Source organism: Xenorhabdus indica (assembly GCF_014467235.1).
Classification (GTDB): domain Bacteria; phylum Pseudomonadota; class Gammaproteobacteria; order Enterobacterales; family Enterobacteriaceae; genus Xenorhabdus; species Xenorhabdus indica.
On record NZ_NKHP01000018.1, the window covers coordinates 71,125 to 94,778 of the forward strand.

Sequence of the window (23,654 nt, forward strand, 5' to 3'; positions counted from 1 at the left end):
AACCCTACGATTGCCGCTATTGAGGGCAGTGGCAATATAACGAAAATGCCCCTAAATGTTATTGTTGGCATAATTTGTTTCGCCGACCGACACCAACCAATACTCTGAAGTGTGGATACCGTCTTATGGAGCAAAACCCGCAGTCACAGCTAAAGCTACTTGTCACACGAGGTAAGGAGCAAGGCTATTTGACCTATGCTGAGGTCAATGACCATCTGCCGGAAGATATCGTCGATTCTGATCAGATAGAAGATATCATCCAAATGATCAATGACATGGGCATCCAGGTAATGGAAGAGGCACCTGATGCCGATGATCTCATGTTGGCAGAAAACACAAACGACACCGATGAAGATGCTGTAGAAGCAGCAGCGCAAGTGTTATCCAGTGTCGAGTCAGAAATCGGTCGTACTACCGATCCGGTTCGCATGTACATGCGTGAAATGGGTACAGTTGAGCTACTGACTCGCGAAGGTGAGATTGACATTGCAAAACGCATTGAAGATGGCATCAACCAAGTACAGTGCTCCGTTGCCGAATACCCTGAAGCGATTACCTACCTGTTAGAGCAGTATGACCTTGTTGAAGCAGGTGAAAGCCGCCTGTCTGATTTAATCACAGGATTCGTTGATCCTAATGCAGAAGAAGATCTTGCACCGACAGCGACTCATGTTGGTTCTGAACTTCCTCAGGAAGAGCTTGATGATTCTGACGATGATGATGATGACGATGACGATACTGACAGTGAAGACGATAACAGCATCGATCCAGAATTGGCTCGCCAGAAATTTCTGGAGCTGCGTGAACAACATGAAACTACCCGTCAGACAATCAAAAAATACGGTCGCAGCCATCCAAATACTGCAGCGGAAATTTTAAAACTGTCCGAAGTATTCAAGCAATTCCGTCTTGTACCAAAACAGTTTGATTACTTGGTCAATAACATGCGTTCCATGATGGATCGCGTACGTCTTCAAGAACGTCAAATCATGAAGATGTGTATTGAACAGAGCAAAATGCCAAAGAAAAACTTCATCACTCTGTTTTCTGGCAATGAAACGAATGATACATGGTTTACTGCTGCAAAAGCGATGAACAAACCATGGTCTGATAAACTGCTAGAAGTTGAAGAAGAGGTCATGCGTAGCCTGCAAAAGCTGCGCCAGATCGAAGAAGAAACTGGCTTAACTATTGATCAAGTCAAAGATATCAACCGTCGCATGTCAATCGGTGAAGCAAAAGCCCGCCGTGCGAAGAAAGAAATGGTTGAAGCGAACTTACGTCTGGTTATTTCTATTGCCAAGAAATACACCAACCGTGGTCTGCAATTCCTTGACCTGATCCAGGAAGGTAATATCGGCCTGATGAAAGCGGTTGATAAGTTTGAATACCGCCGTGGTTATAAGTTCTCAACTTATGCTACATGGTGGATCCGTCAGGCTATTACCCGTTCTATTGCGGATCAGGCCCGTACCATTCGTATTCCTGTACATATGATTGAGACGATCAACAAACTCAATCGTATTTCCCGTCAGATGCTACAGGAAATGGGACGTGAACCATCACCGGAAGAGCTGGCAGAACGTATGCTGATGCCGGAAGATAAGATCCGCAAAGTACTGAAAATTGCCAAAGAACCTATTTCCATGGAAACACCAGTTGGAGATGATGAAGATTCACATCTCGGTGATTTCATTGAAGATACCACATTGGAGCTGCCGCTGGATTCTGCCACATCAGAAAGCCTGCGTTCTGCTACCCACGATGTGTTGGCAGGCTTAACTGCACGTGAAGCGAAAGTTCTGCGTATGCGTTTTGGTATCGATATGAACACTGACCATACACTGGAAGAAGTTGGTAAACAATTTGACGTAACCCGTGAGCGTATTCGTCAGATCGAGGCTAAAGCTCTGCGCAAACTGCGTCATCCAAGCCGTTCGGAAGTACTGCGCAGCTTCCTTGATGACTAAAGGGATCTGCTGAAAAACCTGAAAAGCGTCTGTTCTGGCAGACGCTTTTTTATTATTCATGTGTAGCCTTCTTTTCACGAATAAATCCCTGACATTCAAATAATGGTTTAAAACCAATGCGACGATATAAGCCATTTCCATCACGCGAAGCCTCCAGATAACACATAGTCGCGTTATGCAGCTTAGCTTCTTTCAGTACATAATTAATCAAAGCAGAAGCATATCCCCTTCTCTTCTTTTCCTTCACTGTACCGATATCATCAAGACGGATGATATTGTCCAGCCTTGATAAAGTTAGGGCACAGATTGGCTGATCATCTACATACAGGGCGTAATGTTGCAGACATTTTCCAGCATTCAATGCCATCTGATGACATTGCTGATACTGTCCGGAAATAAAATGACCTATTTCAAATGCACTTTCTACCGGAATAGCCCAATCAACCAAACAATGGTCAACACGCTGGATTTCATACCCTTCAACACCCTCATCCACGATATTCCAATTCATCAAATCGAGCTGCATAACGGTAGTTATGCTATCAGGATCAAACACAAACCCTGCCTGCTGGATAACCGCTAAGACCTGACTACCTGGCACTACGGTAACAATCAAAAACGGAACATTCGCTTTCTCATCAAGTAACTGAATCCCTGTTTTTAGCTCTTCTGCTGTTTGTTCATGTCCATCTACCACCAGCAAAAAATTTAATGCATCAGTTTCAACACCTGTTACATAAGCTCGAACCCCAGTGCTGATATGTTGATACATTCGGCTGATAGATGAGAAAAAATAATCTTCCAGTTTACGATGGGCCAAAACAGCCTCTGATAAGTTGTATATGCTCATATTTGAATTACGAAAATATTTTTACAGGAAAATATAAGAACGGTTTCAAATCAAAAAACACGAAACATAATCAACAATATTTTTATGTTCAAACAATAATCAAGATACAATAAATAACCAGAGAAATTTATCAAAAAAGCAATCAGTATCACTAAAAAATATTTTATAGTAACTATAAATAGTTTAAATACGTTAAAAAGCACTGATTTTTGTCTATAAAACACGCATATGAATTTTGAGGGCTAGACCTGGTGCCACACAGTACCGTATAATCCTCCCAATTCAACGGCCCCTTAGCTCAGTGGTTAGAGCAGGCGACTCATAATCGCTTGGTCGCTGGTTCAAATCCAGCAGGGGCCACCAAATTTAAGCTGTTAAATCAGCACATTAGGCCACTTTTAGACAAGTGGCTTTTTTGTTTTTATAAGTCAGTGGCGATAAAATGGCGACAGGGATTTTCTGCATTCATTAACGTACAGGAGTCATGATGGAAACTAACCCCCTACATAAAGTCAGTGAGATAAAAACTTTTTCTTCTTCAATTTGGCCTGATGAAGAAGTTGCTATCAATAAATTATTAGCCACGAAAAAATGGATATTACTCGGTTGCGCAAGCGGCACAGATAGAGATGGTAGCCCCATGCATGAATGGGTGCTTGGAAAAATAGTTCCATAAATTTCATCTTATAATTTTTTATAAGCCGCATCTATCCTGTCTTGGGTGTAGCCAAGCGGCTTCTCTCCGTGATCTTCTTTTCCACGTAAAATAGAATTTTACTTTTAATATCAATGCATTGATATTTTTCCGCGATCCGCTTTTGATCCAAAAACTGAAATCCCCTGAAAATCTTTTCACTCCTTTCAGTTTGGGATTTTTTCCACAGCGCCAGTACGGGTGCGCTCTGGCGATTCGCTTTGTAGGATTTGAAAACTGAAAAAATTTTTTGATCCAAAACGTGCAGGCGGGTGCGGTGTAGTGCGTTTTACGTCAGGTTGACGTTTATTTCGTGGGAATTGTGCGGCATGAGCGCAACGCAGGGACGCGATCCAAATTAATCGCAGAGGGAGCAGGTTTATATGTGAATGGCGCTGCGTGCATCTGGTGGCGTTTTATTGGGAAGTAAAAAAGGCCACGGTTTAACGCAGCCTCTTAATAGTGATCTTCGTTACTCAATAGACAACGTGAATTGATGCCCGATCGCGGTTGCCGCCTTCGCCACCGTATCAATCTTAGTTGAATGGTGTAAGTCAAAGATACGGGTGACTTCCTGCTTCTTCACGCCCATACGCTGGGCTAACTCCGTTTGCGTTAACCGGGAGTCAACGAACGCATTGAGCATCAGCACCTTTGAGGCCACGCTTAAGGGCACATCGACATAATCGTCACGTTGCCCTATCGGGCTGGGTAACGGTATTTTTTTACTGTCTTCAAAGTAGAATTCGAAAGACGTTATTAACGCATCAAGCGCCATCTCCAGCGCTTCTTCCCGTGTTTCCCCTTGGGTTAAGGCTTCGGGGATATCCGGGAACGAGACGAAATAACCGCCTTCTTCTACAAGTTCGAGTATTACGGGATATCGCATAGTATTTGATAGTGAAGCTGTGCGAGAACCCGCCTCTGATGAGACGGGTTTTTATTACAATCCTAACTGCTTGATGATTGCTTTCCTCAGTGGTTCTTTTATCTCATGGGCGGGGTGTCTTGGCATAATGGTGCATTTTCCCTTGTATCTTAGTTTCAGGTGGTTTGTTCCGTTTGAAACTTCGACGCCCTGAGCTTCCAGCCACCGTCTAAACTCGCTTTGCTTCACTGCTCCTCCATTCTGTTGAACATGGAATTATAGTAAACATTTACGCTTACTTCGTCAACATTTATGTTTACCTAAAGGCGGGCAGGCAAACAAAAACCCCGCCGGAGCGAGGTTATTTGATAAACAGGCAATCAATTGGTGAGGTTGATTGCGTTGTCTTTAGGTTGATAAGGGGTGTCCAGGAGCCAACGGATGAAAGTTTATTGACACCGCCATCATCATTCTCAGCGTGTTAATTGCACATTAGAATTGATTCGTGCATTTCTGAAATAGGACTTCAATCTTACTTCTTACCACTTAAGTTAGCAATCTCACTCATTTGTAATATTAATACTCACCCAATCACAGGCGAATACTTCTGTTTCAGCCCGTCCGATTTATAGGCTGTGTTCCTGATGGCGCTGGCGTTCTCCGGGGTGCCTGTGTTGTGATGGATATGGACGGCGGTCAGCTCCGCCAGTTCTTTCACCACGTCCAGCGTGTCTAACATCAGGGTCATCACATTGATTTGCTGGCTGCCCACCCAGACCACGGGGGCGACAATTTCCTGTTTCACTCCAGCAATGCTCTGTTTAAGCAGGCCAATTTTCTCTATCAGCTTTTGGCCGACATCGATATGGGCCTCTTTCCCGACACTGGCAACGAAATTCGCTGAGGTTGCCACACTGTAGTCACCCTCTGTAATTTGCTGAATAGCACCTGCCAATAGCGTGGACGTTCCCAAGACCGTGATTTTATCCGTGGCCTGAATCGTCGTGTCGCGAGCAACCACGGTGCGGGTTTCCGTGTCGGCTTTGATTTCGCGGTGCATGGACGATTCGTTAATGGTCTGGTCAGTCTGCCGCACCCAACTGCCCTCCTGCGTGACCCGCTGCGACACTTCCGCCCGCTGCTGCTGCAATTGTTCGCCCGGTTTGATATCCGGCAGGGTGTTGCCCTGACTTAAGGTCTGGCGGATAAAGGGTTTATCGGGCCGTCCGCCTTCAAAGGCAATTTCAACCACCGTCCCAATAGGTGGATACTGAAACATACCCGATTCACTGCCCGCCATGGGCAAAGGCAGCGGTACGGCACGATAAACCGGGGCAGCGGCGTCTTTGCCGTTATCATCCAGCAATTGCACATCAACCGCATAGCGCGGGCGGAACGGGTCAGAAATATCGCCGCTGACGGTGTTTTCGGTGTGTGCTTCAATGCGGGCGAATTTGGGCAGGTGTGTGCCCGCTGATAATTCCGGGTAAGCGGCATCAATCTGACGCTGAACAGGGGTTTTATTCTCCGTCTGGCCTTTCGGCTGCCACGTGATGCTCATGTTTTCATTCATCAGATTGACTTTGGTCAGCCGCTGCTGATTGACCACAAAGCCGGGGCGCAGGGATTGGATCATGGGAATGGTCATGGCATTGCCTGCCGACTGACTCTGGCTGAATTCATTCGGGATTTCAGCGGGCTTGCCCGTAAACATTGAATGTCCCCAACTGCCCAGATACACCGAACCATCCGGCAACTGGTGCCAGATATAGTCCTCAATGGCAAAAAGCGGGCCCAGACTGCCCAATAACTGGCAGCCCGTGCCATTATGGGTATAGTGCGGGATGGGTTTATCAGTATAGGGGGCATCTGGTAGCGTGAACGTCAGGCCACTGTGTTCCTGCAACCACGCTACCATCTGGCGTAACGTCGGGTGCTGAAACGAACACGGCCACGGGCGATCAAACACGCCAACCAGTTCACGCACAAACAGGCGTTGGTAACCGTTCTGGGCAGGCTGTGAACGTTCCACATACCCCGTAAACCAGCGCAGCACCAAATCCGTATAGCCCACATCCAGGCGCACCAGTTTCCCGGTGTAATCGGTGGTCGTCTCTGCCGTGATAAAGCCCCGGCCACAGGCGGACAATTCCAGCATGAGATTGGCATCGACCACATGAACCTCATCACCAGATAAGTAGAGGCGCTGGATAGGCTTCATTCGCTTGCGCCTCCGATACTGTCGTTAATCGGTTTCAATACCTTGCGTTCAAACCAGCTTAACTTTTCCGGGTCTTCCCCGGCTTTCGTGCCACCCTGTCCGGTTTGTTTTTTAGCCTGAATAGAGCCAGTTGCACGGGCATCGCGTTTTTCTGCCACCGATAAATGCTCCCGCAAGGTAAACGTCACCTGCCATGCCTGTTTGCCGTCCACCTTACTGGCATCAATCGTGCCCGTAAAAGTTCCGATACGAAAGTTAATGGCCTGTGCGGTCAGGTTGGCCACCCGGTAGCGTTTCAGGTTACCGCTGTCTTTGGCTTCCGCCAGCGCAAACAGGCGGGACAGGGTTTTCTGTTCGGTAAAAGGAATAATGCCCATGATACGCAGTTCTTTCGGCTTGATGCCCTGTTCGGCCACGGCGGTACTGGAAGACTGGCCGCTCTGGTCTTGATCCTGAAACATCACGGACGGCGTGACCGTCAGGCTTTTTAACGGAATGGCCTCGCCATCAAGGGCGAGGGTGATAATTTGGCTCATGGAGCATCCTTTCTAATGGGCTGATATCGTCTCCGGCAAACAGGATCGCCAGCGTGTAAACGGCATCCGGTTCGGGGATGTTCTTACGTAATTTTTCTGCCACATGTGCGCCGTTCCCTTTCCCGGCGAACGCCCAGACCGTGGCAGATTTTCCCGCCAGCCCGCTCATGGCATCAGTGACTTGCTGTAAAGCGGATTGCCGGGCGGAGGTAAACGCGGTTAACTGGGATTTTAACCCCGCGATACTGCTGCCTGCGCTGGCCTGTGCTTTGGCTTTGGCGATCAATTGCGCATTGACCGCCAGACGGCTGGCAGCAGTTGATAAGGGCTGTGGCAGCGGTAAACCACCGCCCAGCTTGCCCGGCAATTGCATTTTAGTTGTTGCCAGACTTTCCGCCGTTTTTGCCATCCGTTTGACCTGCGCCAGCACAGGCAGCGGCAGTACCGCCGCAAACTGTGCAAGCTGCTGCATAAATTCAGCATGGGTTTTGGCGCAGACCATCAGTATCAGGCTGTTGATATGGCCCGCACCCGTGAGTTTATTCGCCAGCGTGTCAATGGCGTTCTCCGGGCTTAGGTAACTGCCGCTGTCGGTTTGTTGCCCGATACCATAGATAAACGGGTGAACGGGCACAATGGCGGCGGTTATCCCCGATAAATCCGGGGACAGTTGCATTCGTTTACGCTGCCAGTGCATTATTCGGGTTGCTCCGGCCAATGGATATCGGGGGCGGTGGAGCAGTCTACCCGATTGAGCATGACGCGGTATTTGCGCCATTCCGTTAAGACTTCCCTTTCTGCTTCAGTAGCAATGTTCAAATCAACCGCATCCTGACAGATATCAATTTTTTCTCTAACCAGATACAACAATTGACGCTTTTGAGATTCCGCCGTAGCGATATGCTGTTCCTGAGAAACGGGCGGATTGATATGCAATTCGACCTCTTTGGCAGTCATTTTTTGCATGCTTTTTAATTTTTCACGAATATCGAAAAAGACTGGCGAAATAGCGTCATACTCCGCTTTCAATGGCTGATAGGCTGACTGGGCATGATTGAATGCCGCGAAAGCCTCATCGTGTCTCACTGTGGCAGCATCAATTTGCTGATACAGTTTATCAATCTCACCCTCTGATAACCCGTTTTCAGCCGATTTCTTTAACTGAACGGTTAATTCGTTCAGTTCTGATAAGGCATGTTGTAATTGTGTCCCGGCATCAATAAAGGCCGGTTCTTTCTCAGCAATGAGTAGCTCCAATTCAGTGATGCTTTCGACTATTGAAAGTGATTCATTGTCGTATCCCCAGACTGCGTTATTTTTATTTTTGTAATAATTCATGTAGCCGCTCATTAGCTTAACTCCAACCATGTAATTAAACGCCCTGAACCAGACGAGATATGCGCCGAATAGGATGACCCAGGCGGTACTATCATGAGAGAAGAGGAAGAAAAAGCATTCCCGTTGTAGTTAAATGTCCCCTGGTTTTCGATGCCATTGACACTCACGCCTACTGCACACCCATCTCCATACGAGTTTGCCGTCACAACAAAAGCCAGCGCTTTTTCTGTCTTGTTTATGTATGTGGTGCCGAAAGAACGCTGATTTGTCACATCACGCCAAGATTGATTGATGCCAAACAGCCTGTCAGTGACGGCTTGCTGACTCATAACCTGTGTTGCAGATGACCCCGTGGCATAAACAACGGATGACTTATCCAGTTTCACACTGAGGCTGGACGATAATGAGGCGTTGGTGACGTAGTCTGTTATCTCAAGCCAGTCATTCCATGCGCCGTTGCGTGTCTTTCGGGTTCTGATGAACATTTTGTTTTCGTAGGCACTGAAAGCAAGCAGCGTAGGCCATGCGTTATGGCCTATTTGCACAACTTTTATCGCGCCGTCAACCGCTGGCGCGTCAGCCGGGATCGGCAAAATCCCTCGTGTCGCAACACCAAACCCCCCCATTAATTGCTCAGATATCAGTTTTGAGCCATCCAGCACCAGCGGTTCAATATTGACTTTGAGTCTCAACTTACTGCCGACATTGTCATTTGTTGCGTAACCCGCCAACGCATCCGTGACCGCTTTTTGACTCATCACTTGTGTTGTCGATGAACCCGGTGCATGAACAACGGATGACTTATCCAGTTTCACACTGAGGCTGGACGATAATGAGGCGTTGGTGACGTAGTCTGTTATCTCAAGCCAGTCATTCCATGCACCGTTGCTCGTCGTTCTGGTTCTGATGAACATTTTATTTTCGTAGGCACTAAAAGCCAATAATGTCGGCCAAGCATTATTGCCTATTTGCACGATTTTTATCGCACCGTCAACTGCAGGCGCGTCAGCAGGAAGTGGTGTAATGCCACGTATTGCAATACCAAAGCCGTTCATCAATTGTTCAGATATCAATGCTGAGCCATTCAACACACTCGGCTCAATGCTGATTTTTTTACTTAACTCTGTCGTTAGTAGGTTCTGACTAGGGACTAGCTCATTACTGCTTCCCAGCCGCCCCGTGATGTTTGCTCGATCAATTTTTTTATTGAGATCAAGTTGTAACTGATTTTCAAGGGCTTTTAAATTTTGGTCACTTAATGCACCTTTTCTGCGTAAATCAATCACATTACCCTGACCATCAATGCAGGCAATGGCAAACACATAATGCGGATACCCTGCTGCATCGATATAGTTTTTCAGCTCATTAGCGACTGTAATTTTAACGGCCGTTTTCCATTGACTCACCAAATTACCCTGATAACTAAAATCCGCATACACACGGGTATTGCGCAAGCTGTTTAACGTCTGGTCAAATTCTAATACCCCGCGTAACCCACCGACATAGGCCAGCCCTTTTTTCACAACGTACTGTTCGCCCTGACGCACCACCGCAAAGCTATCACCGAAGAACGCGGCTTCCCCGTAACTGTCGGTGTTAATCAGACGCTGCATTTCGTCAATGCCCGTCAAACGCGCAGTAAAATCAATCTGCCATGTTTCCGCCGTGGTCGAGATCGCGGTTTCTGTTGCCGCGCCGTCAAACTCCAGCAGGAACGAGCGGGTTAACACATTGCCCTGCAAGCCATTGGCGGTTCTGATTTTCTTCTGGGTGGGGGCATGGGTGATCATCCCAATCACACCGGACGCCTCATTGATAAGACCAATCCAGTTAAAATCAAAGTTGCCGACCTCCGTCCCTAATGTGACGCTGTAAGCCACCGCGTTCTCACTGGCCAGTCCGGTTTTATTGACTGCCTGACGGTGTACAATTTGATTTGCAGCAGGCAATTTCTCATCACGGCTGATGGGTTGAGCGGGATCTAAATCCGGTACATACGCGAAAACAAATTCATCCAGTACCACAGGATTGCCTGCGGCCACTTGCTGGGTCTTCCATTTTTCAAAGTCTGTCGTGATCACTGAAGACATACTATTTCCTTATAATGACGCACCGTAGGTGATATTCGGTGCTGAACTTTCCTTGAGGCGGGCACTGTCACAGACGGCAACGCCTGCGATATGCCCCACTTTCAATAATAATGGCTGGGTCGGGATGGCAGCGGCATAAGTGCAATATTCAGTACCCACGCTACCCACTCGCATTAACAGTTGGTTTTTGGCTATCACTTCAAAACGGTAACGGCGGCAGGTGCGGCCATACTGGCGGATGATATTCATCAGCAAATCGGGGTTAGCCGCTATCTGGCTATCACTGAGACGCAGGATAATCACATCCCAGTCAATGTCCGGCTGGCGTTCCAGTAGTTCCACATAACCCACACCCAGCCGCTCAAAAATGGCAATAAACCCGGCGATACTGCCGGCATCTTTCGCGTTGATAAACGCGTACTTCACCCGCTTGCGAAACAGGGGCAGCGGTTCGCCGTTAAAACGCTGGATATCCCGCTGACAGGCCAGTACCGATAACAGCGACTCAGTACAGGTTTCGGCGTCCAGTTGCGCCAGTGGCCATGTCAGCCAACCGTAAACCTGTGCCCAGAATACCCGTGCTGCATTGAGCAGTTTGGCGGGTTCGCCCTTATCCATCCATGAGGGCAGGGCCAGTCGCTTAAGGCGTTCCGTAAACTCAGACATTCTTTACCTCCACTGAGAGCGTTTTCAGCCTCGGCACACTTAAGTCACTGAGAATATCCCTCAGTGAAAAGGTCAGGGATTCAATCTCGCTGAATTCACGGTGGATTTCCCGCCCTAAGTTGGAAAAGGAAAAGCGCGAGTAGGGCCACGTTTTTTTCACCGCATACTGGCTGTTTTCCCGGAATGCGCAGCGGATCAGGTTTTCCACATCCCGTTTCAGGGTAGCGATTTGCTCCTGACTGTAGTTCGCCAGACTGACCACAAACAGCGTGACCGCTAAATCATGCTGGGTTTCCGGCATCGGCAGGCACTGCATATCATCGCCATGCCCGTGATGGCCCTGATTGGTGATGTAATCGTTGACCGATTCAATAAAGGGCTGACTGGTTACGCCGGAATCTAACAACAGATAGGCATTGGCTGTACCAGCCCCACGAGGCGCGTCATGCAGAAAGAAGATGCGATCAATGCTTAAGCCCGCCACTGCCGCAATCATGCCCCGATAAACCGCATCGGTATGATAGTTACCGACGAGGTTATATTGGTTGCGGCAGCGGTCGCGTAAATCATCATCGGATTCCGCATCCGCACCGGGGGTTAACAGCCAGCCTTCTTCATTTTGTACCCGTGCAATGCCGGAAACGGCTACAGGCAGGATACGAAAATAACCGGGTGCAAGGTTAAAGGCGCCGCCTGCGGCATCGGCCGCGACAGGCAACAAGGCACTGCTGACCCCTTCGGCTATCACGACACTTTCCGTGGTGCTGACCCGGTAAATTTCGCCGTTAATGCGCTCAGTCTGGATCACCGTTCCTGCTGGCACTGTTACCGCCGAAGCCCCCGCCGCCTTATAGAAACGGATCACGCCCTGTGCGGCAGAAGCAGGCTTGCGTTTCAGGTTGACGCCCCAGGCAAACATATCCAGCCATGAACCTGATGCCGTGGCTAAGTACATGTTTTTCAGTGTCACGTTGATTAATGCCTCTTTGAGCCACAGCACCGGGCGCGTGACAAGGGTGTTAATCAGCCGCCAGAACGGGGACATGCGCGAGGTGTTAGTGATCAGCCCCGCCTCATCCACCACGTTGGCAAAGGCTTTGCTGATATCGGCCTCTGTGGTCGGCATCCCGCTGTCACGCAACACCTTTTCATAATCAATGGTTGGTTTAGTGTCCATTTCCCACACTCACATTAATACGGCCAAAATCGTAGGTTTCTGCCGTGATCCATAATTTGGTCGGTGATTCTTCATTGATGCTGACGGTGCCCGGAATAATCCGCTCATCATTTTCGATTAGAATCACTATTTGAGTCTGAATATCCGCCCGTAATGTCGGACTGCGTTCAGCAATTAAATTTGTTGCCAGACCACTTTCAATAATCGCGTGAACACAATCCTGCCCAATAGAAATCCGGTTATTACAAAAATGCGGTTCATTCCCTGAATTGAGCGTGAAATCACGCTCATTAATTAATAAATCAATATATTTAGGCTCATCCATAGGCCACTTGTTCCCATTCCGTAAATTGATCCGGCGTCATGCCATTGGAAACATTGAATGTCACACTTTCAATGCGGCGGCTGTTATCATTAATAGTCTGTGAATTATTCGCTACTTCACTCATCAGGCCATTTCTATTAATACCCAATTTTTTTCCGCCTGTTAATATGCCTTCACTTTCCAACGGATTAACTGATTGCACAGTCTGAGGAATAATTTGCTGAGATAGAGTTTGGGATTGGCTCTGCAACATATTATTAGGCTGAGTTATCAACTTTTGAGTATTTTTCCCTACTGCTATATTAGAAGCCGTTGTTTTTTCCATTGGATCATTAATCATTTCTCCAATTACTTTGGCTCCAATAGATCCAATTTCGAAACCGGGAATAAAACTTAATATATCGCCAAGAGCGAAGAACATATTACTCAGAGAAAAATCTTCAAAAAAATTAGATATTTTTTCTGCTGCCAACTCAAATAGACAAACCAGAGCATTAATAAGCTGAATAACCAAATTTATTGGAGCCATGATAACTTCAATAGCTCCAGCCACAGCATGACCAAAAGAACGTCCCGCATCAGTGGCACCTTGTAATTCTTCACTGGTGTATTGTATTGGCGCTAACAAATCAGCAAACCAGCCAAACAGACTCTTAACACACTGCCAAACAATACTGATGACAGAACCAATTGCACCAAATAGGGATACAATTGGAAAAAGTGCACCACTAGCTTCACCAAAGCCCTGAATAAAACCTTGAATAAAGGCCTTAATGGGTTGCCAGAACTTAATAACTGCAATAACCAACCCAGCGATAACAGCAATAATTGCTAATACTGGCCATGTTACGGCAGTAAGTCCAGCCGCTGCCATCCAAGCTGCTATATTGGTGAAAATTAGTGTGGAGCGCAGCCAAGTTAATGCCGTACTCAACACTGTACTGACTGTTGCCAACACACGGAACTTTCCTGTTAGCAAAGATAATATAAATGCTCCCGTATTCCATACGGCAATCAATCCCATCCAAACAAACTTACTGATTCCCATCACTATATTGGCGACAGCCCCCACAACGGCAAAGTTCATAATCACAAGCGTGATATACCCAACCCAACGAGCGATATTGGGGAACAATTTCATCCAGCGCACCAATACCTGGCTGGTATCGGCGAGCCGGTTAACCAGGGGTTTTATAACCGGCAGTAATGCTGAACCAATCAGAATATGCAGGTTTTGCCAGATTGCCTGTAGCCGTTCCCACGGATCAGCCATCTGTGCTGCCATTTCGCGGGTACGTTCCATCCCATCATTTGCACCTAATGCAGCCATGTTCTTGTTTAACACATTAACATCGTTGAAAAGCGCTTTGACTACCACAGCAGAGTCACCAAATGCTGCTTCAATCTCAGCCTGAGCTTTCAGATTACCTTCGATGCTTGTACCATATTTGGCCTGGAGTTGTTGCAGCATTTCCGGCATGGAAAGCATCTGGCCGGAAGCATTAACAAAACTCAGTCCCAGACTTTTCGCTCCACCCGTCGCGACAGATAAAAATGTCTCATAAGCGCGACTGGCATCGCCTCCCAACGTGCTCTGTAACTGCCCCAATACAGCCAACTGTTCATCTATCCCAACACCAAAATCTGTTCCTGCTTTACGGGTATTTTCCAGCATCTGTGTCATTTCGGGCATACTGGTGCCGAATGTCTGCGCCATAAAAATAGCCTTGCCTGACAGCTCCTCAGCAAACTGAAGATGTCCTACGGACTCGGCATGGTCGGAGAACAGGTCAAACATTTTCCCCATATAATTTGCCGCATCTGTTGAGCTGGTTTTCAAAGCAACGGCGGTGGTATTGGCAATTTTGGTCATCTGGGGCAATTCCGTTTGCTCCAGCCCTTGTACTGCCTTGTTAATTTCCGTCGCTGATTTCACAAACTCAATGGCTGATTTGCCATATTGTGAGCTAAAGGTGACAGAATCTTTGGCGATTTTTGCCATAATGCTGCTATCAATTCCCTGTAATGAGGCTGATTGCAGGGCATCATCCATTTGAATGGCTGGCTCAAGGAAGCTATGCGTTGACCAGAAGGAGTCAGCGATTGTTTTCCCACCCGCCGAAATTTTGCCAAATGCCTTTTGTGATTCCTCTGCAACGCCAGAGACTGCATTTTTTATACGATCAAGTGGTTCTGTAACCCTATTGATTAGATTTAATATAAAATCGAGCTGACTCATGGCTCACCTTTTAATGCCAATGCAATTCCATTTGCAGTTGCAATACGCGTATATTCCCAATGTCGATTATCTAACCAAATTGCACGGGCTAAATTTTCCGTATCATCATTTTCATTTGGTAAATAATGACGACGCAAAGTTAAGGCTTGCTCGAATAAGCTATTGTCGATAGCCCTAACCCGTGCATTTAGTTTTTTATTTCAATTTCCAGTTTTGGTGCATATTCGGAATTAATTTTTTCAACCAACTGCATTGCTGCACCCGGAATTTGTAACAGTTCATCAAGAGCAGGTTTAGAAGCAGACTGAACAATACGTCGCAAATAAGTCACAATCGGCACAATTTTATTATCCATTGTCATGTCATTAATCATGTTATTGTAAGCGACAATATTGGGTTCAAATTTAATTTCATTTCCGCTAACCATTAAAGTAATCATTTTATTTTCTTTGGTCATGATTTAATTCCTTTCTTTTATCCATTGATAGTTTATTCGATTATTTTGATAAGCATCGTCCCTGATGCAATGAGATCCTTAATTACACGAATGTAATAAAAGTTTTCTCATCCTCTTCCATAAATATCTGTGTTTACCCGATCAGATTACGGGTTAATTCTGCTTCGAGATAGGGGATACCATTAATACGCACAAAATCAGGTGAAGTGACAACAAATTTAATTTTATGTGTCATCACGCTACCACCTTTAGGGTCAACATCCAGAATATCACTCACGATCAGTTTGCAACCGTAAGCTTCGACTTTCATTTCCTCATTTCCTGCTTTGGCATACCACATCAGATCAACAGGCTGAATACCGCGCCATGAACCCGCAGCACGCGCTTTCGCTGTCACGATATCCAAATACTTAGTACTGAGTTCAATTTCACCTTCTGCTGTTACATCACCGGAGATATAACCATCCGGTATGCCCTGTGTTTGGGCAGCGGCTGTATTGTCAGTAACGGACAAACTGACCTTTTCCGCATGAACCAGATCCCCATCCATATTAAAATCGACCGACTGACCGGAAATACGCTGGCTCATTTAATTCCCTCCCAAATCCAGCAACAAACTCGCCGTGATCCCTTTCGGGCATTCGTAAGTGCGAATAGTGATATAAATTTCTACCGTGTTTTTATTACGCCATGTGATAACAATGTCACCATCCTGAGGTGATTTCACTTCACCCGGAAATGTCACACCATTAATTTCCGTACTACGGGACATTTCACGTAAAGTACGGGCGAAATATGCCTGATGCGTTGCGATGCTGCCCGGTGTACTGTTTAGACTGCGATCAGCAATTTTAGCGATGGCCTGCAAACGAATACGGCGAGCGACCTTATCCACAACACGCAGATTTTCGATGCTCTGGTAATCTCCGCCTTCCACATCCAATGTGCGACCATCTGACCAATACATACCATCGTAATCGGGATACCACATTGGCACACTGAAACGTAATTTTTCCAATGCTTGTAGTGTTGCTAAATCAATCGGCTTCCCTGCACCATCAAGCGGAAAATCTGTTGATCCCAGATCCATCAATGGCCCTGTCTGAACTCGTGCCGGGCTGTCAGCCACAGTGACAGCACGATTGCACAAACGGCCAGCCAGTACACCGGCTTCATTGCCCCATAGAGACGGCACTAATTGGATCGATGAAACTGCTTCTCCTTTTTGCAGATCAGCCAGACGAGTAACATAATCCGACCAGGTTTCTTTCGGCTGTGGGCCTTCAACAGCCAAAATAGCCCATTGCCAACGTCCAAATTTAGCAATGGTATTTGCCCGCAAAGTCTGTGCAGCCTTGATAATGGCTTTAGTTGCACCAACTGTCAGCACATATCCTTCTACACTGGCAACACGTTGTGCTGCTGTTACCACTTCAACAAAGGCCAGTTCATCTGCCGATTCCGGCAAAACATGGACATACCCAGACCAGTTTTGTCCTGCGTTTGCCATCGCCGCCAGTACGTTACGTTTCAGAGTGGTATTTGTTGTTCCCAATACAGAATCAAAATCCGTCTGAGTATTTACAGAGATCGTTTTGCCTGTGTTGGTTTTTCCCGTCCCAACAAAGAGCAATACGCGCTCTATTTCCTTGGTTTCGCCTTGCAGTTGGTTAACTTGGTTAACCTGCACATGTGGCCACATAATTTATTCCTTTATTTATGTTTTATTTGTTCAAGGTTGCAGATGTGTTTTGCATTCCTTAAATCTGCCCATTAATCGTCGTCAGATTTGTCCAACAGGTGTTCCTGATTCGTCCACAATATGAATAACACCGTTTTCAGCAAACCAGATTTCAGGGGTTGCCAGCAGCCAACGCTTGCCATCAAAGGGGACAATACCGTTTTTATCCTCACGCATAATCACAGGTTCTGACAGTGATAATGACACGACAACAACGGCCGTTTCTTCATTCACTTTGACAGTCATCGTTGGGCATTCCTGTCCCTGATTGCGATCCCTCAATTCATCATTTTGCTCTGTCAGCCAGGCGTTGATTAACAGTGAGATATATCGAGGATCGTATTCTCTGTATGGAAAACTCCCCCACTTAATCACTGCCTTATACTTTTGGATAAACATCTGGTATTGTCCCAACCCTAAATCCCGTTGAGCCGGAATAAAGCGGATTTCTCCCATTTCACTGGTAAATTCCATTTTACACGTGAGTTCTGGTAGGTTTTCCCGTAAAAATGTTGTTAATTGCTGTAACTTATTCATTTCATCCATCTCGCTTTCAGTTTCAATCCTTTCATTTTTACGGGTAAAAAAACTACGGGTAAAAAGCCGCCTTAGCTCATAAGCGGGTGGCAATCCTTCGCCGATGCGTTCTTACACATAACCCCTTCCGTTTGAATCAAATGTATTATTGCGGATCTATTAAAATGCTGCGAAGGGTTTAGTTCTGATAAATTCGGATATAACTCAATAGCCGATTCAAAGCGAAATCATCTGCAATTTAAGGTGCTTCTTTCTTGATGACCTGATTCTCCATAACGTCATTATCCGACAAAGCAGTTGTTGATGATTAAATAACCAAACAAAATAGAGATGAGAGGTAAGTATTGAGATGTAAATATGAAGAAATTGCGGCTAGTTGATGGAAGTGATAGGGGTGACTGAATTCACCCCAAGGGTATGAGTTCGATAAAATATGACTTTATATCAAGCAACAGAGTTGACTTTCAACAAATCTAATGCTGCTTGGCGTTGTTGTGGATTAAGGTTGTTGATCACGGTCTGCAATAACTTATCGCCAGTTTTAGCACTGGGGCTTAAGGTATGCGAAAAAATCAGATTCATGACGAATCGATAACCACACTCAATGTCAGAACACATACAGTAAAGATCGGCAATTTCAGGGTGCTTTCGATTGGTTTTACTGATGGCAGCCTTGGCACCACATTCAGGGCAAATAATCTTTAATACGCGCATCTTATTTATTTCCAAAGAATTTATTTTCAGTGACTTCAAGTTGTTGCGTATTTTACCCTAAACGTGTGTGTTCTTATTTAATAGGGATATGTGATATCACTGATACATCAGATGCTTTCTGGTTCCAGCCACAGCAACGCATCACCGGGGTTCACGGTGTTACCCGGCTGGCAACTGATACGCTTGATTCGCCCAGATTGTGGTGCATAAATAACCAGTTTCATCTTCATAGCCTCTACAATGATCAACGGCTGCCTTTTTGTCACTTCATCACCGGGTTTGACTAATATCTTCCAGATATTTCCATTCATATCCGCACTGATTTGTACTCCACTTTCATTGATATCAGGCCGTTGAGATTGTTCCTCAATGTTTAAAACCGCGCTTTCCTCCTCCTGGGGAATCCATGCCATATATACACATGTACATACCCCCAATACCCACGGTTCCTTCTGCGGTAAAGGTTCGTGCCGGATTGTATTTCGAACTTAACAAGCGATGTCTGGGGTCGATAGGAACCGCACACGGTGCCCCTAGATATACATCTCCCAGACCGAGGATCAGGTAACTGGCATTGAATATAATATGGCGTACTGCTTCTCGATCCGGCAATCCATTAATGCGCTGAATAAAATCAACATTATTAGGTAACCAAGGCGCACGGGTGCGCACAGTATCCTGATAACGACTGACAGCACCAAGTGTTGCGCTGTCCTCAAATGCCATCGGCAAATGTATAACGCGTGATGGTACTTTCATCGTACTGACATCACCAAGTTGCTCCTCTAAAGACAGTAATAAAGCCACAAGTCTCTGCTGATCAATTTGCCGATTGTCATAACGGATTTGCAGGGAGCGTACACCAGGAGCAATTTCTTTGATCCCCGCCTCTGCTAAGTCATGTAGTTTATCCATCAGTAAGTGGATTCGCAGACGTAATGCCAGATCCAGAACATTCTCGCCATATTCAATCAAAATATAGCTGTCACCCGCCTGACGATAAACAACGGCTGGCGTAGAATCAGTATAGAGTGCAGAAATTTCACTGCCCGTACTCACGCCGCTATCAATACGTACCTCTTCAATATGTACATCATCGGGAAATTTAACTTCTGTCAGTACGCCCGGACTGGGCTGAAAATTCTTCAGCGGATTTTCTGCATACAGGCGAACTTCAATGGCAGTACCGACTGGGGCACGGTTTAAATACTGCCAATCGATTGGCAGATCAGCAGCAACCCGTAACATGCATTCCACTAAATCGAGTCCGGTGACACACTCAGTTACAGGATGTTCAACTTGCAGACGGGTATTGACTTCAAGGAAATAGAATTCACCCTGTTCAACATCGTAAATGTACTCCACCGTACCTACACTGCGATAATTCACTAACTTGCCCAATTGTACTGCGGAAGCCAATAACGCAGTTCGGGTTTGTTCTGACAGGTTAGGAGCAGGAGCTTCCTCCACAACCTTTTGATTGCGACGCTGTAAAGAACAATCACGCTCTCCCAGTGCCACGACATTGCCCTTACCATCACCAAATATCTGTACTTCAATATGACGAGCCTGCCTGATACATCGTTCCAGAAATACGCCAGCATCACTGAAAAACTGTTCCCCAAGATGACGTACACTTTCCCATGCCTGACGCAGTTCATTGACATCATGACAGCAGCTCAGGCCAATGCCACCCGCAGTACTTTTCAGCATGACGGGATATCCGATAACCTCAACCGCACTAAGTGCCTCATCCAGTGAGTTAAGCAACCCCGTTCCCGGTGTCATCGGTACACCCGCTTCTGCGGCCAATTCACGAGCCCGGTGTTTCAGACCAAATTCGGCAATTTGCTGTGATGTCGGGCCAACAAAGACGATACCTGCTTTTTCACACGCTTCTGCAAACAACATACTTTCAGACAGAAACCCATACCCCAGCCAGATAGCTTCTGCACCACTCTGTTGCGCCACATCAATAATTTTATCGATGCACAAGTAACTCTCACCGGCTTTTTCCCCATGCAGCGGCAATGCCATATCTGCTGCTTTAACATGTTGTGAATTTTTATCTGCATCTGAATACACAGCTACACTAACAATACCGAGGCGTTTCAGAGTGCGGATCGCACGGCAGGCAATTTCACCACGGTTAGCAATCAATACGGTCTTAAACATCTGTCGCCTCCTGACTGATGATCCAATTACGCCAGCCACCAAATTCAGTAATATCAGTTGCACCATTCAATGCTATCGGTTCACAGATAAAACCTTTTACCCATCGTCCATCCGCTAATTCCAGTGAACCGATGCCAAGTGGAGGAGGAACTTCGGCAACAAATGCACCAAAATAGGCCAGTGGGATATCCCAAAGCTCAATACTTATCGCAGCACCTTCAACACTACGCACTAATCCGGGTTTGGCGGGATGAGTATTGGCGAGCGCATAAAGCCGATAACAACCGGCTGTTTGAGTGGTTTCAACAAATACGGCCTTACGATCAATGAGTTGGTAATTCAGTGACATGCCCCGAAGATGAGCACCAACCACCGCTACACGAATATGTTGTTCCGACGGCAATAATTCTGTTCCGGCTCCAGTACATGTTTTTCCTGTTGTTTCAAGAGACGATGCACCAAGAGATAATGCCCCTGGAGGCAATGTAAGGTGCTGTTGCCAACGGAGCCCGAAGGATGCAAGTGCACGATCATGCCAGGCAGGCGCAAGTAAGGTAATACCTGCTGGCAGCCCATCAGACCGGAAAGGTGCAGGTAAAGCGAGTGCGGCGAGATCGGCCAGATTGGTAAAATTGGTATAAGTGCCAAATTCTGAGTTATAGCGAATCGGCTCCTGCTTAATTTCTTCAATAGTGCTGCCAAGGCAAGGATTATAGGAGCAACAAAAGCGCTCGCAATCGAACTGGCAAAACGAAAAATCACCGTGAATTGCATCGCGCCGGGGCTGATTGACACAGATATGGTTCAAATTGAAGAGCCTGTTTTAAAAGAAGCGATGCATATGATCCCGATGAAACGTATGGGGCAAACCCATGAAGTTGCTGGTCTTGCCAGCTATTTGCTAAATTCATAAATCTTTTCATTCATCAGTATTAGTTTTTCTCATTGTATCTATCTGATAGAAAGGTCTATAGTCCGCACAACTCAAGATTCTTGAGCAACTTATCTACTGCTTAAATCACCAAGATATATACCAGTCCTTGGCATATATCGTTATTGCTATTCAGCAAGATCTTGATGAGAAGCAGCGCATATCTGGCTGATTTTTTTATGTGGAGACGACAGTAGTGAAACTGCTGCGCAAAAATGACAGTGCATTTGTACCTGTCGCGGGCTTGACTGTATTTGCGATTGCTTCTGGTTACTTGATGAGCTTAATTCCATTATCGATGGCAGGTTTCAGCATCGATACTGGCTATGCTAGTTGGTTAGCCAGTGCTTATTACATAGGTTTATTAATAGGATCAATAATGATTGAGCCTGTTATTGCCAAAATAGGACATCGTTTTTCATTTGTCAGTTTTTTATTGCTTTTAGCTGTAACGGTTGTGGTATTACCTTTTTTTCCCAATAAAGAGATCTGGTTGCTTGTTCGTTGTATAGCGGGAATTGCCGTTGCCGGTATTTTTGTGGTGGTTGAATCTTGGTTATTGATTGGCGATAGCCCCAAAGAGCGCGCCAGGCGTCTGGGTCTTTATATGACATCACTCTATGGGGGGACAACACTCGGTCAACTGGGCATCGGTTTTATTGGTACGCAGGGAATAATACCTTTCGCCGCTATTCTGGCTCTGTTACTGATTGCCACTCTGCCCCCGTTATTTGTACGTCATGGACAGCCACCGATACTGAATCACCAACGCTTATCGCTAAAAAAAATCACCCGGTTCAGTAAGCCTGCAATTGTCGGCTGTATGACATCAGGAGTTGTGATGGGCACTATCTACGGTCTGATGCCGCTATCATTAAGCCAAAGTAAGTTCAATACTGAACAGGTTGGGGTATTAATGGCTGCGATTATTCTGGGTGGGATGGTAATTCAACCGATTATCAGCAAACTGTCTATTATAATAAGTAAGATACTGTTATTAGCAATGGCTTCACTGCTCGGCGTGTTTGCCATAGGCATAACTTATCTTTCTGAAAGTTACCTGATCATGATTGTGGCACTGGCCCTTTTAGGAATGTCTTCTTTTGCCCTCTACCCAATTGCTATCACGCTTGCTTGTGACAAACTTGATTCATCCTATATTGTCGCAGCGACACAAGTTATGTTGTTAAGTTATAGCATCGGCTCTGCTATCGGCCCATTAGGAGCAGGCAGTTTTATGTTTCAACACAATGCGATTCAGCACAGCGGGACTATGCAAAACAATGGGTTAATGAACTTCTTCTTCCTTGTCTTACTGACCACTGCGGTTTATATGCTGCTGGCAGGTCTTTGCCGCAAAGATCGTGTATTGGCAAGTTAACTTATTAATGTAGAGGTAATTAATGCAGATACAGAAAGCCACCGAAGATGATTTCGCGACACTTATCCAGATCTGGGAAGCCTCTGTCCGGGCGACTCATAATTTTCTGCCTCAGGGTATGATCGACGAATTACGTCCATTAATCCAGAACAATTACTTACCCAATCTGGTCGTATATAAGGCAGTGAATGAACAACATGTCACTGTGGGTTTTGTTGGTATCGATCAAAATCGAGTTGAAATGCTATTTGTGTCACCACAAACACGCGGTAAAGGGATTGGCAAGATGTTGTTAACATTTGCAATCAATGAATTGCAGATTGAAGAGCTGGATGTGAACGAGCAAAACCAACAGGGTGTTGACTTCTACCAGCATATGGGGTTTAAAACTTTTTCCCGCTCAGAGATTGATGGGCAAGGAAATCCATTTCCGTTACTACATATGAAGCTTGCTTAACATCTATACCCAATGGATTTCAAGTTGCATCGCGGCGGCAAGGGAATGAGGAATTCGTCGGGAACGAATTCGCCCAGCCAAAGGCTGGGCGCTGGTGAGAGGCAATGTGAAAGACAAAGGGGATATCTCCTGGAATGATATTTAATATTTCATAGATAATCACTTATCAACATAGATTTGATTATCAATAAATAAGCTTTCATAATAACGATACACTCATTTTTCTCACTCCCGGCTGTTGCCCTGATGAAAAGGCGGTCATAAATTCTTCAACGCACACTAAGAGT

General features: G+C 46.1%; 24 protein-coding genes, 1 tRNA gene and 3 pseudogenes. 7 read left to right on the forward strand and 21 right to left on the reverse strand.

Going from position 1 to position 23,654, the window contains the following annotated elements; all coding sequences use genetic code 11:
- Window positions 1-125: 125 nt before the first annotated feature.
- Window positions 126-1,970, forward strand: a complete 1,845-nt coding sequence (gene rpoD, locus Xind_RS14060) for an RNA polymerase sigma factor RpoD (RefSeq protein WP_047685607.1) — start codon at window positions 126-128, stop codon at window positions 1,968-1,970.
- A 52-nt stretch (window positions 1,971-2,022) separates the two neighbouring features.
- Here rpoD and Xind_RS14065 read toward each other — a convergent pair whose 3' ends face one another.
- On the reverse strand, window positions 2,023-2,790 hold the full coding sequence (locus Xind_RS14065) for a GNAT family N-acetyltransferase (protein ID WP_246432553.1): 768 nt from the start codon (window positions 2,788-2,790) through the stop codon (window positions 2,023-2,025).
- A gap of 317 nt (window positions 2,791-3,107) precedes the next feature.
- Here Xind_RS14065 and Xind_RS14070 point away from each other — a divergent pair.
- Together Xind_RS14070 and Xind_RS14075 are read left to right on the forward strand one after the other, a co-directional pair.
- Window positions 3,108-3,183: transfer RNA gene (locus tag Xind_RS14070), tRNA-Ile, on the forward strand.
- A gap of 121 nt (window positions 3,184-3,304) precedes the next feature.
- Entirely contained in the window at window positions 3,305-3,496 is a 192-nt protein-coding gene (locus Xind_RS14075; protein ID WP_141554525.1) for a hypothetical protein, read from the forward strand.
- Window positions 3,497-3,986: 490 nt separating this feature from the next.
- On the opposite strand, the gene Xind_RS14080 is transcribed toward Xind_RS14075, so the two are convergent.
- The 9 genes from Xind_RS14080 to Xind_RS14120 all read right to left on the reverse strand — a co-directional run bounded on the left by Xind_RS14080 (window position 3,987) and on the right by Xind_RS14120 (window position 12,188).
- Complete coding sequence (locus Xind_RS14080; protein ID WP_187650297.1) at window positions 3,987-4,403, reverse strand: type II toxin-antitoxin system HicB family antitoxin; 417 nt, start codon at window positions 4,401-4,403, stop codon at window positions 3,987-3,989.
- Between the two features lie 54 nt (window positions 4,404-4,457).
- A complete protein-coding gene (locus tag Xind_RS14085) occupies window positions 4,458-4,631 on the reverse strand; it encodes a type II toxin-antitoxin system HicA family toxin (RefSeq protein WP_187650298.1) in 174 nt (57 codons plus the stop codon).
- A gap of 334 nt (window positions 4,632-4,965) precedes the next feature.
- Window positions 4,966-6,603 (reverse strand): hypothetical protein, encoded by a 1,638-nt coding sequence (locus Xind_RS14090; RefSeq protein ID WP_187650299.1) that lies wholly within the window; start codon window positions 6,601-6,603, stop codon window positions 4,966-4,968.
- Window positions 6,600-7,139, reverse strand: coding sequence for a baseplate complex protein (locus Xind_RS14095; protein WP_187650300.1), 540 nt, complete (start codon window positions 7,137-7,139; stop codon window positions 6,600-6,602). The genes Xind_RS14090 and Xind_RS14095 overlap by 4 nt, the downstream gene beginning before the upstream one ends.
- Window positions 7,111-7,917 carry a hypothetical protein gene (locus tag Xind_RS14100; protein WP_338114356.1) on the reverse strand — a complete coding sequence of 269 codons (807 nt, stop codon included), beginning with the start codon at window positions 7,915-7,917 and terminating at the stop codon, window positions 7,111-7,113. Before Xind_RS14100 ends, Xind_RS14095 begins: the two co-directional genes overlap by 29 nt.
- Window positions 7,836-8,489, reverse strand: a complete 654-nt coding sequence (locus Xind_RS22785; RefSeq protein ID WP_276511095.1) for a tail fiber assembly protein — start codon at window positions 8,487-8,489, stop codon at window positions 7,836-7,838. The genes Xind_RS14100 and Xind_RS22785 overlap by 82 nt, the downstream gene beginning before the upstream one ends.
- Window positions 8,489-10,567 carry a phage tail-collar fiber domain-containing protein gene (locus tag Xind_RS21725; RefSeq protein ID WP_187650301.1) on the reverse strand — a complete coding sequence of 693 codons (2,079 nt, stop codon included), beginning with the start codon at window positions 10,565-10,567 and terminating at the stop codon, window positions 8,489-8,491. Before Xind_RS21725 ends, Xind_RS22785 begins: the two co-directional genes overlap by 1 nt.
- A gap of 9 nt (window positions 10,568-10,576) precedes the next feature.
- Window positions 10,577-11,233, reverse strand: a complete 657-nt coding sequence (locus Xind_RS14115) for a phage tail protein (RefSeq protein WP_187650302.1) — start codon at window positions 11,231-11,233, stop codon at window positions 10,577-10,579.
- Window positions 11,226-12,188 (reverse strand): baseplate J/gp47 family protein, encoded by a 963-nt coding sequence (locus tag Xind_RS14120; RefSeq protein ID WP_246432554.1) that lies wholly within the window; start codon window positions 12,186-12,188, stop codon window positions 11,226-11,228. The genes Xind_RS14115 and Xind_RS14120 overlap by 8 nt, the downstream gene beginning before the upstream one ends.
- On the opposite strand from Xind_RS14120, the gene Xind_RS21730 reads away from it, so the two are divergent.
- Entirely contained in the window at window positions 12,187-12,387 is a 201-nt protein-coding gene (locus Xind_RS21730; RefSeq protein WP_246432555.1) for a hypothetical protein, read from the forward strand. The genes Xind_RS14120 and Xind_RS21730 overlap by 2 nt on opposite strands.
- Window positions 12,388-12,399: 12 nt before the next feature.
- Here Xind_RS21730 and Xind_RS14125 read toward each other — a convergent pair whose 3' ends face one another.
- The 11 genes and pseudogenes from Xind_RS14125 to Xind_RS24615 all read right to left on the reverse strand — a co-directional run.
- A complete protein-coding gene (locus tag Xind_RS14125; RefSeq protein ID WP_047679902.1) occupies window positions 12,400-12,735 on the reverse strand; it encodes a DUF2590 family protein in 336 nt (111 codons plus the stop codon).
- A complete protein-coding gene (locus Xind_RS14130; RefSeq protein ID WP_187650304.1) occupies window positions 12,728-14,974 on the reverse strand; it encodes a phage tail tape measure protein in 2,247 nt (748 codons plus the stop codon). Before Xind_RS14130 ends, Xind_RS14125 begins: the two co-directional genes overlap by 8 nt.
- Window positions 14,971-15,111: a DUF6890 family protein gene (locus tag Xind_RS14135; RefSeq protein WP_187650305.1), complete on the reverse strand. Its 141-nt coding sequence runs from the start codon at window positions 15,109-15,111 to the stop codon at window positions 14,971-14,973. Before Xind_RS14135 ends, Xind_RS14130 begins: the two co-directional genes overlap by 4 nt.
- Before the next feature lie 50 nt (window positions 15,112-15,161).
- On the reverse strand, window positions 15,162-15,431 hold the full coding sequence (locus tag Xind_RS14140) for a putative phage tail assembly chaperone (RefSeq protein ID WP_047679897.1): 270 nt from the start codon (window positions 15,429-15,431) through the stop codon (window positions 15,162-15,164).
- Between the two features lie 133 nt (window positions 15,432-15,564).
- Window positions 15,565-16,020, reverse strand: coding sequence for a DUF2597 family protein (locus tag Xind_RS14145; protein ID WP_047679895.1), 456 nt, complete (start codon window positions 16,018-16,020; stop codon window positions 15,565-15,567).
- Window positions 16,021-17,136, reverse strand: coding sequence for a DUF2586 domain-containing protein (locus tag Xind_RS14150; RefSeq protein WP_187650310.1), 1,116 nt, complete (start codon window positions 17,134-17,136; stop codon window positions 16,021-16,023).
- A 78-nt stretch (window positions 17,137-17,214) separates the two neighbouring features.
- On the reverse strand, window positions 17,215-17,709 hold the full coding sequence (locus Xind_RS14155; protein WP_047679928.1) for a phage tail protein: 495 nt from the start codon (window positions 17,707-17,709) through the stop codon (window positions 17,215-17,217).
- Between the two features lie 444 nt (window positions 17,710-18,153).
- Window positions 18,154-18,423 (reverse strand): Ogr/Delta-like zinc finger protein, encoded by a 270-nt coding sequence (locus tag Xind_RS14160; protein WP_047679891.1) that lies wholly within the window; start codon window positions 18,421-18,423, stop codon window positions 18,154-18,156.
- 107 nt (window positions 18,424-18,530) lie between these two features.
- A pseudogene (locus Xind_RS24610) lies at window positions 18,531-18,743 on the reverse strand (acyl-CoA carboxylase biotin carboxyl carrier protein subunit); the annotation flags it as partial.
- Between the two features lie 46 nt (window positions 18,744-18,789).
- Window positions 18,790-20,598, reverse strand: a complete 1,809-nt coding sequence (locus Xind_RS14165; RefSeq protein WP_420856075.1) for an ATP-binding protein — start codon at window positions 20,596-20,598, stop codon at window positions 18,790-18,792.
- Window positions 20,591-21,292 (reverse strand): annotated as a pseudogene (locus Xind_RS24615) (allophanate hydrolase-related protein); the annotation flags it as partial. The pseudogene Xind_RS24615 and the gene Xind_RS14165, both read right to left, overlap by 8 nt.
- Here Xind_RS24615 and Xind_RS14175 point away from each other — a divergent pair.
- The 3 genes and pseudogenes from Xind_RS14175 to Xind_RS14185 form a co-directional block, all read left to right on the forward strand.
- Window positions 21,290-21,511 (forward strand): annotated as a pseudogene (locus Xind_RS14175) (SDR family oxidoreductase); the annotation flags it as partial. The pseudogenes Xind_RS24615 and Xind_RS14175 sit on opposite strands and share 3 nt — an antisense overlap.
- A gap of 214 nt (window positions 21,512-21,725) precedes the next feature.
- Window positions 21,726-22,910 carry an MFS transporter gene (locus Xind_RS14180; RefSeq protein WP_338114357.1) on the forward strand — a complete coding sequence of 395 codons (1,185 nt, stop codon included), beginning with the start codon at window positions 21,726-21,728 and terminating at the stop codon, window positions 22,908-22,910.
- Between the two features lie 22 nt (window positions 22,911-22,932).
- On the forward strand, window positions 22,933-23,367 hold the full coding sequence (locus Xind_RS14185) for an acetyltransferase (RefSeq protein WP_187650306.1): 435 nt from the start codon (window positions 22,933-22,935) through the stop codon (window positions 23,365-23,367).
- Window positions 23,368-23,654 lie beyond the last annotated feature (287 nt).

Coding starts and splice junctions, on each gene's coding strand:
- Xind_RS14090 (WP_187650299.1), bottom strand. CDS start 6,603: ATGAAGCCTATCCAGCGCCTCTACTTATCTGGTGATGAGGTTCATGTG.
- Xind_RS14165 (WP_420856075.1), bottom strand. CDS start 20,598: ATGTTTAAGACCGTATTGATTGCTAACCGTGGTGAAATTGCCTGCCGT.
- Xind_RS21725 (WP_187650301.1), bottom strand. CDS start 10,567: ATGTCTTCAGTGATCACGACAGACTTTGAAAAATGGAAGACCCAGCAA.
- Xind_RS21730 (WP_246432555.1), top strand. CDS start 12,187: ATGTTTTTCAGTGTCACGTTGATTAATGCCTCTTTGAGCCACAGCACC.
- Xind_RS14160 (WP_047679891.1), bottom strand. CDS start 18,423: ATGCGCGTATTAAAGATTATTTGCCCTGAATGTGGTGCCAAGGCTGCC.
- Xind_RS14080 (WP_187650297.1), bottom strand. CDS start 4,403: ATGCGATATCCCGTAATACTCGAACTTGTAGAAGAAGGCGGTTATTTC.
- rpoD (WP_047685607.1), top strand. CDS start 126: ATGGAGCAAAACCCGCAGTCACAGCTAAAGCTACTTGTCACACGAGGT.
- Xind_RS14130 (WP_187650304.1), bottom strand. CDS start 14,974: ATGAGTCAGCTCGATTTTATATTAAATCTAATCAATAGGGTTACAGAA.
- Xind_RS14145 (WP_047679895.1), bottom strand. CDS start 16,020: ATGAGCCAGCGTATTTCCGGTCAGTCGGTCGATTTTAATATGGATGGG.
- Xind_RS14075 (WP_141554525.1), top strand. CDS start 3,305: ATGATGGAAACTAACCCCCTACATAAAGTCAGTGAGATAAAAACTTTT.
- Xind_RS14095 (WP_187650300.1), bottom strand. CDS start 7,139: ATGAGCCAAATTATCACCCTCGCCCTTGATGGCGAGGCCATTCCGTTA.
- Xind_RS14125 (WP_047679902.1), bottom strand. CDS start 12,735: ATGGATGAGCCTAAATATATTGATTTATTAATTAATGAGCGTGATTTC.
- Xind_RS14185 (WP_187650306.1), top strand. CDS start 22,933: ATGCAGATACAGAAAGCCACCGAAGATGATTTCGCGACACTTATCCAG.
- Xind_RS14115 (WP_187650302.1), bottom strand. CDS start 11,233: ATGTCTGAGTTTACGGAACGCCTTAAGCGACTGGCCCTGCCCTCATGG.
- Xind_RS14100 (WP_338114356.1), bottom strand. CDS start 7,917: ATGGCGCAAATACCGCGTCATGCTCAATCGGGTAGACTGCTCCACCGC.
- Xind_RS22785 (WP_276511095.1), bottom strand. CDS start 8,489: ATGAGCGGCTACATGAATTATTACAAAAATAAAAATAACGCAGTCTGG.
- Xind_RS14140 (WP_047679897.1), bottom strand. CDS start 15,431: ATGACCAAAGAAAATAAAATGATTACTTTAATGGTTAGCGGAAATGAA.
- Xind_RS14155 (WP_047679928.1), bottom strand. CDS start 17,709: ATGAATAAGTTACAGCAATTAACAACATTTTTACGGGAAAACCTACCA.
- Xind_RS14120 (WP_246432554.1), bottom strand. CDS start 12,188: ATGTACTTAGCCACGGCATCAGGTTCATGGCTGGATATGTTTGCCTGG.